At 42.7% G+C, this 6001-nt stretch carries 8 protein-coding genes and 1 pseudogene; 7 read left to right on the top strand and 2 right to left on the bottom strand.

Annotation, left to right across the window (positions count from 1 at the left end):
- The 3 genes from BMZ79_RS33310 to BMZ79_RS35455 all read left to right on the top strand — a co-directional run.
- The coding region (locus tag BMZ79_RS33310) for an IS3 family transposase (RefSeq protein WP_143089205.1) at window positions 1–291 on the top strand (291 nt) is incomplete at its 5' end.
- 856 nt (window positions 292–1147) lie between these two features.
- A complete protein-coding gene (locus BMZ79_RS33315; RefSeq protein ID WP_090649544.1) occupies window positions 1148–1894 on the top strand; it encodes an SDR family NAD(P)-dependent oxidoreductase in 747 nt (248 codons plus the stop codon).
- A 240-nt stretch (window positions 1895–2134) separates the two neighbouring features.
- Window positions 2135–2290, top strand: a complete 156-nt coding sequence (locus BMZ79_RS35455) for a hypothetical protein (RefSeq protein ID WP_256253320.1) — start codon at window positions 2135–2137, stop codon at window positions 2288–2290.
- Window positions 2291–2454: 164 nt separating this feature from the next.
- Here the strand turns inward: BMZ79_RS35455 and BMZ79_RS35780 are convergent, their stop codons facing one another.
- Complete coding sequence (locus BMZ79_RS35780) at window positions 2455–2661, bottom strand: hypothetical protein (RefSeq protein WP_371263845.1); 207 nt, start codon at window positions 2659–2661, stop codon at window positions 2455–2457.
- On the opposite strand from BMZ79_RS35780, the gene BMZ79_RS35785 reads away from it, so the two are divergent.
- Window positions 2579–2809, top strand: coding sequence for a hypothetical protein (locus tag BMZ79_RS35785; protein WP_371263843.1), 231 nt, complete (start codon window positions 2579–2581; stop codon window positions 2807–2809). The genes BMZ79_RS35780 and BMZ79_RS35785 overlap by 83 nt on opposite strands.
- Before the next feature lie 103 nt (window positions 2810–2912).
- A complete protein-coding gene (locus BMZ79_RS35790) occupies window positions 2913–3122 on the top strand; it encodes a TSUP family transporter (protein WP_371263844.1) in 210 nt (69 codons plus the stop codon).
- 154 nt (window positions 3123–3276) lie between these two features.
- On the opposite strand, the gene BMZ79_RS33325 is transcribed toward BMZ79_RS35790, so the two are convergent.
- Complete coding sequence (locus tag BMZ79_RS33325) at window positions 3277–3624, bottom strand: putative quinol monooxygenase (protein ID WP_218154867.1); 348 nt, start codon at window positions 3622–3624, stop codon at window positions 3277–3279.
- 832 nt (window positions 3625–4456) lie between these two features.
- Here BMZ79_RS33325 and BMZ79_RS33330 point away from each other — a divergent pair.
- Together BMZ79_RS33330 and BMZ79_RS35460 are read left to right on the top strand one after the other, a co-directional pair.
- On the top strand, window positions 4457–5164 hold the full coding sequence (locus BMZ79_RS33330) for an SDR family oxidoreductase (protein WP_090649550.1): 708 nt from the start codon (window positions 4457–4459) through the stop codon (window positions 5162–5164).
- Between the two features lie 667 nt (window positions 5165–5831).
- Window positions 5832–6001: pseudogene (locus tag BMZ79_RS35460) on the top strand (IS110 family transposase); the annotation flags it as partial.

The raw sequence follows: 6001 nt of genomic DNA on the forward strand, positions 1-6001 counted from the left end.
CTGCATTCAGACCAAGGATTTCAATACACAACCCATCACTATAACAAGCGCTTAGAGGAATATGGGATGATTGCGAGCCATTCCAGACGTGGAAATTGCCATGATAACGCCTGTATAGAATCTTTCTTTTCACATCTGAAGACAGAGAAAATTCATCTTACTCGCCCCAAAACGGCTGAGTCGCTTTACACGGCGATTGAAGAATACATCGCATTTTACAACTACAACAGATTTCAGAAAAAATTAAATAACCGTCCCCCAGTTGATTACCGGGAGACGGCCGTTGCATAGTTCGTTTTTTTCACTGTCTACTTGACGGGGGTAAGACCATAATCGCGGCTTTTTGTAGTTATGGGATCAAGTTCTTGTCAATACCAAATGACATGAACTTGATCCTATTTCCGAAATTGTCAAGAATTAATCTCATTCCCGACGGTTGGCAGGGATGACTGCAGCGATCCTAGGCAGCACAAGCACGCCGGCCGCAATGATGAATTTCGATTCTTAATTAAGTACAACAAATCCACCTTTGCTAGCTGGAATTCATTGTAATAACTTGTTGTCATTTAGATGGCTGGAGCAAGTGTGGTTTGATTCATCGATCATTCCCCATTCTTAGATTAGAATTAATCGTTCACTAGTGAAATTCCAAACCGGTGATCGGTGCTACAGGAGAAGCGGTTTCACTGACTTTACAAGAATTAACCAATGAGGGTATTCCCATAACCAGCCGAAAAACGGTAATGATTCATATTCAAAAGCTCACAGAAGAACTGAGCTAGACCCGAAGTGGGCATAATCTCCATCGGACGAAGTCAGTTTAGGTAATCTACATTACGGATGAATTTTTCTATAAGGACTATGATTAATGCATCTCTTCGGAGTGAAAAATCCACAAACCGTTGAGCCAATATACGATGTCAAGATTGCTTTAACAAAGGAGGATGTAATATTTAATTATTATTCCCAAGTCGGGACTGAAAAAACCGATGGTGTTGGTTATCGATATATTATGCAAAACCCAATATAATCCGTAATGTTGAGTATCATGACTGAATCCGAAAGCGAGTCAAATTACGGAATGCTTAAAGATTGATATAAAGTATAACCATACGGTGCTAACCAATAAAAAGGAGCGAACAGAACCATGAAGAAATTCGAGGGCAAGGTAGCAGTCGTTACGGGAGGAACAAGCGGTATCGGGCTTACAACCGCCAAGCGACTTGTTGAAGAAGGGGCGCACGTGTTCATTTCCGGCCGGCGGCAAAGCGAGTTGGACGCGGCTGTAAAATGGATTGGAGAAAGGGTTACTGGCGTACAAGGGGATATCTCGAATCTTAATGACTTGGACAAGCTTTTTGAAACGGTAAAGCAAGAAAAAGGACGTCTGGATATTTTATTTGCAAATGCTGGTCTTGGCAGTATTCTCCCTCTGGGTCAAATTACTGAAGAACAATACCGTCTTACTTTTGATGTAAATGTTAAAGGTACGTTGTTTACCATTCAAAAAGCGTTACCACTATTTCCGAATCAAACGGGCTCGATTATTTTGACTGGTTCGACCGCGGGCTCAGTCGGCGACCCGGGATTTAGCGTCTACGGAGGATCTAAGGCAGCTCTTCGCCAAATGGTAAGGAACTGGGTTCTGGATTTGAAGGGCACCGGAATTCGAATTAATGTACTGAGCCCAGGATTTGTCCACACGCCGGCCTATGATGATTTGTTTGGTGAAGCACTGGATCAGGTCCTTGAATCCGCCAAAACTTCCGTTCCGCTGAGCCGCGTAGGCAAAACAGAAGAAATCGCTAGTGCCGTGATGTTCCTGGCCTCAGAGGATAGCAGCTATGTAAATGGCATCGAATTGTTCGTCGATGGCGGCATGGCTCAAATTTAAATTAATTTAGCGTAATGCTAATTCGCTGACATACTCAAAATGCTTCACTTTTCTTAACTCAGGCAGAGTAAACTAACTTAGTTCTCTGCCTGAGTTTCCAATTGTAAATCCGGCAGAGTAGGAGGAATAACCCTTGTAGATTCAGATGTAAACCAACAAATTGAATTTGAGACAAGTACTCGTTTGAACTAAGACGTTTCGGACCCTTGAATTTCTGTATAACAAAGGGTCGCATCCGGTTTGTCCGACGCAACGGACGAGGAGAAGCTTGAACTCATTCGCGTGCTGAAGAAAATTGGCTATGGCATCAAGCAGCGCAGAATCGGGCGCTGCGGACAGCGGATCGGCTGCGAATGGTTCACATTTCAGACCGATAAGAGAAACTCTAATGTATAATGCGTGACCGGGTTCTCTAAAATGATTTCTGTAGGCTGAACCGTCCTAAACAACGGTAAACAAGGTTAAAAATTGAAAAGTACACGAGATGCAAGGGGGGTACGTGTATCCAATATTGTCATCATGGGGACTTTACCTCACTGCTAGTAATGTTCATTCTCGGATTAATTGCTTCGACATTTGGCGCCATTGTCGGTTTGGGTGGAGGGGTTGTCATAGTGCCGGTTTGTAAAGGTTAAGAAAGCAGATTTACGCAGTGCGCTGTTCTTTTCGCTCTCGAGCGGTCCGATGTCGTTACTTGGTGCCAGCCTGACTTCCTTATTCCACCCAGAAGCTTTCCAGAGAGCATTTGGCTTTTTTATGTTGTTCATGGTCATACTGCTCTTGTTTCGCAATCGGATTAAACCGTATCAGGGAAAATGGCGCTATGTGCGCACGCCACTGATGATGCCGGTACAAAACATGAATACGGGTATAACGCGCTGCCGGCACTGTTTGTTGGTGGTGCTGTCGGTTTGATCGCCGGATTACTTGGCATAGGCGGGGGGATACTGCTCATCCCAACCATGCTGTTACGCTGTTACTATTCCGTTTCCCACCTCATATTGCTTCCGCTACATCGATGGCGGTTATTTTCATCTCGGCGCTGTTCGGCAGCGGCATGCATTTGATCCGCGGTGAGTGGGACTGGATGCTGGTGTTAGCATTAGCTCCCGGCTCGTTACTCGGCGGATGGATCGGCGCGCGCATTTCCCGGCGCATCGGCAGTGTTTTGCTGATCCGGATCATGTGCGGCACCTTATTGTTGTTCGCATTGCGAATGATTATATAACCCAAGCATATTCTCGAGTGAGATCTCATGCTGTGAGCGCTAGGTCTGCAAGAACAAAAATCCCCCCGGTCAACAAATTCCGAGTTCATCCTAACACATGAACTCTTTTTCATGTTTACCGTAAGGGGATTTTCTTTTTTCGAGCTGGTGCTTATCAAGAAAAATGTTTACCTGAAGTGATCTTAGTTCCCCATTCGCCTGTCGGTGTATAAAAACTCAGTTCTCGGCCAAGTAAGAACTCTGCTGCCTTCGTATATGGACCTTGACGATAAGCTTTTGTTTCTTCTTCCGCCAGCCATTTCTCTTTAGAGCAGTTCCAAATTTCATAAAATACAATTTCATCGGGATTATCCACATTTTCATGAACAATGCCATTTACAAAGGTAGGTTCTTTGGACATCGTGTCAAACAGTGGCTTTAGATTCTCAAAAAAGGCTTGTTTATCCGAGCCCGGCTTTAATTGAAATCGAGCTATAATTACACTTTGTTCTGTTTGGTTCATCATTTAAACTCCTCTTTTGTTTAAGCTTTTGTTTATATATCCCGGGAAAACTTAAGATGTTATCCGGAATTCACGGGAAGGTCTGTATGCCAGATTACAATCCACATTTTGGAATGGGTAGCGCCAATTGTTATGCTTTAACAAATAAATACTTCTGACACTTGGTTCAATTGACTATTATGAATATGATGTCTTGCTCGGTACTCATTTATGTAGCTTAAATGACAATGAAATGGCAAATTGTTAGCTGTATTTATGATGTTTTATGGCGAAAGCAAACGGTATAAAAGAATTAAAATAGAGAATAGTAAGAACTTAATCTTGAAGGCGGTTATGTGATGATTTTATTGGAGGAGATTCGCGGATCCGTACTTCGAAAGCGATTGCTGGCGGTGGAAGACGGATGCGATCTTCCCAGGCATCGAATGGCTGGAAGGGGAACGTGAGCCAGATAATCCCCTTGATCTCGTTTAAGTCTTATCATGGCCAATGAATTTAAGTCAAAAAGGGAATACTCCGATAAGTAGTGGATTTTCTGTTAACATAGAAGTAAATGAAAATCCGAAAATTTCACAAATAAGACATATAATATTATAAAGAATTATGATCGCGATGAATTTAAGGCCTTTTCGGGCTGTAAAGTGGGGGAACAAGAAGGATCTCGGAACAGAAGGTAACTTGAAAGTAAGTAACTGATAATTTTTTCAGTTCTTATGGAAATACATATTTTTTTTTATAATGAATTTACTCTCGGGGAAGATGTCTGATTCAGAAAACTTTAATCAGATGGAAGAAAAGCATCAAGAGAAATGAAGGATAGGAGAGAAATTGCATGAAGATGAATGAAAAAGTTGCCATCATTACAGGCGCTAGCTCCGGTCTCGGCAAAGCTACTGCCATTGCATTTGCCAAAGAAGGCGCAAATATAGTCATGGCAGCTCGTAGACCGGAGAAACTAAATGAAGCGGCCGATTATGTCAAATCTTTAGGTGCTAATGTTTTAGCCCTGCAGACTGATATTTCCAAAGCCGACCAAGTCGTTCAAATGGTTAATTTAACCTTGGAAACATTCGGTCGAGTAGACTTATTAATCAATAATGCAGCCATTGATTATCCTAGCCCTATTACTGAATTAACTACCGATCAGTGGGACCAGATCATTGGGGTTAATTTAAGCGGAATGTTTTATGCTTCAAAAGCCGTGTTTCCAACTATGATGAAACAAAATTCAGGTTACATTATCAATATTTCCTCTGTAGCAGGGAAAAAAGGTTGGCCCAATGCAACTGCATATTGTGCAACCAAGTTTGCTATGGCAGGATTCACCCAGGCTTTAAATGGCGAAGGGAAACCATATAATATTCGCTGTTCCATCGTCTATCCCGGAGGTATGGACACCGAATGGCATACGAATCCGAACCCTAAACGGATCGATCCAGAGGCGGTAGCGAATTTTTTGGTGCATATGGCTACCCAAGACCCGCGCTTTGTTGTCAATGAGGCGGTTGTATCACCCATTAATGAAGGCGGTTATCCGTGAACAACGATAAATTTCAGATAGTATTGAGATAGTGGGACATGTGATATGCTCCCCTTGCAGTAGACAGGTGAAATAATAAAACCTGCTACTGAAAGGGGAGCTTCTTTTTGGTTAGACGACAATATTCAGCTCTGGAGAAACTCGCTATTCTTGAAGAAATTGAACATGGGGAGTCTGGCTTAAATGCTGTAGGTCATAAATACGGCATTAATATTTGAAGGTCTGGAGAGCCGCGTTCATAATCGGAGTTATTGTGCTGAGCTTAAGCTGCAAGCGGTGAAGGATTACCTTGAGAGGACGCTATCTCAGTATCAGATCATCGATAAATTTAGACGGCCTCAGTCCGATGGAATTCAGGACCAAGGCCGCCTAGGTCTTTTAATATTTGTACAGTCTACTTGACAGGGTGCAGTTCACGCGGCAGCTGCTCTTTTCATTAAGCTAACGGGCAGTATAGTTCCAATTTGAGGTATTATCTAGACAATAGATCTTAAGGGGGGATTGGGATTCGTTTTATTATTTTTTACTACTATTGCTTACGGGCAACATTCCTATTATGAAGAAATACGAGGTTTGAGAAATAAAAAGACTCCTTGGTATGATGTTAAGGGGTCCACGACGCTGGCCGGCTGAACGGATCCCAAAAACAAACCAAGGAGACTACATCATGAATTCTACTCAACATGAACGTATTAATCAAATCACATCTTCTACCTTAATCGTCGGTGTAGACATCGCAAAATTCAAACATGTGGCTCGCGCACAAGACAACCGCGGAGTCGAGTTCGGGAAGCCAATTGCGTTTGAAAATACCCAGGCAGGATTCGAGTTGTTTGT

Origin of the sequence: Paenibacillus sp. UNC496MF (assembly GCF_900113915.1) — a bacterium.
Classification (GTDB): domain Bacteria; phylum Bacillota; class Bacilli; order Paenibacillales; family Paenibacillaceae; genus Paenibacillus_Z; species Paenibacillus_Z artemisiicola.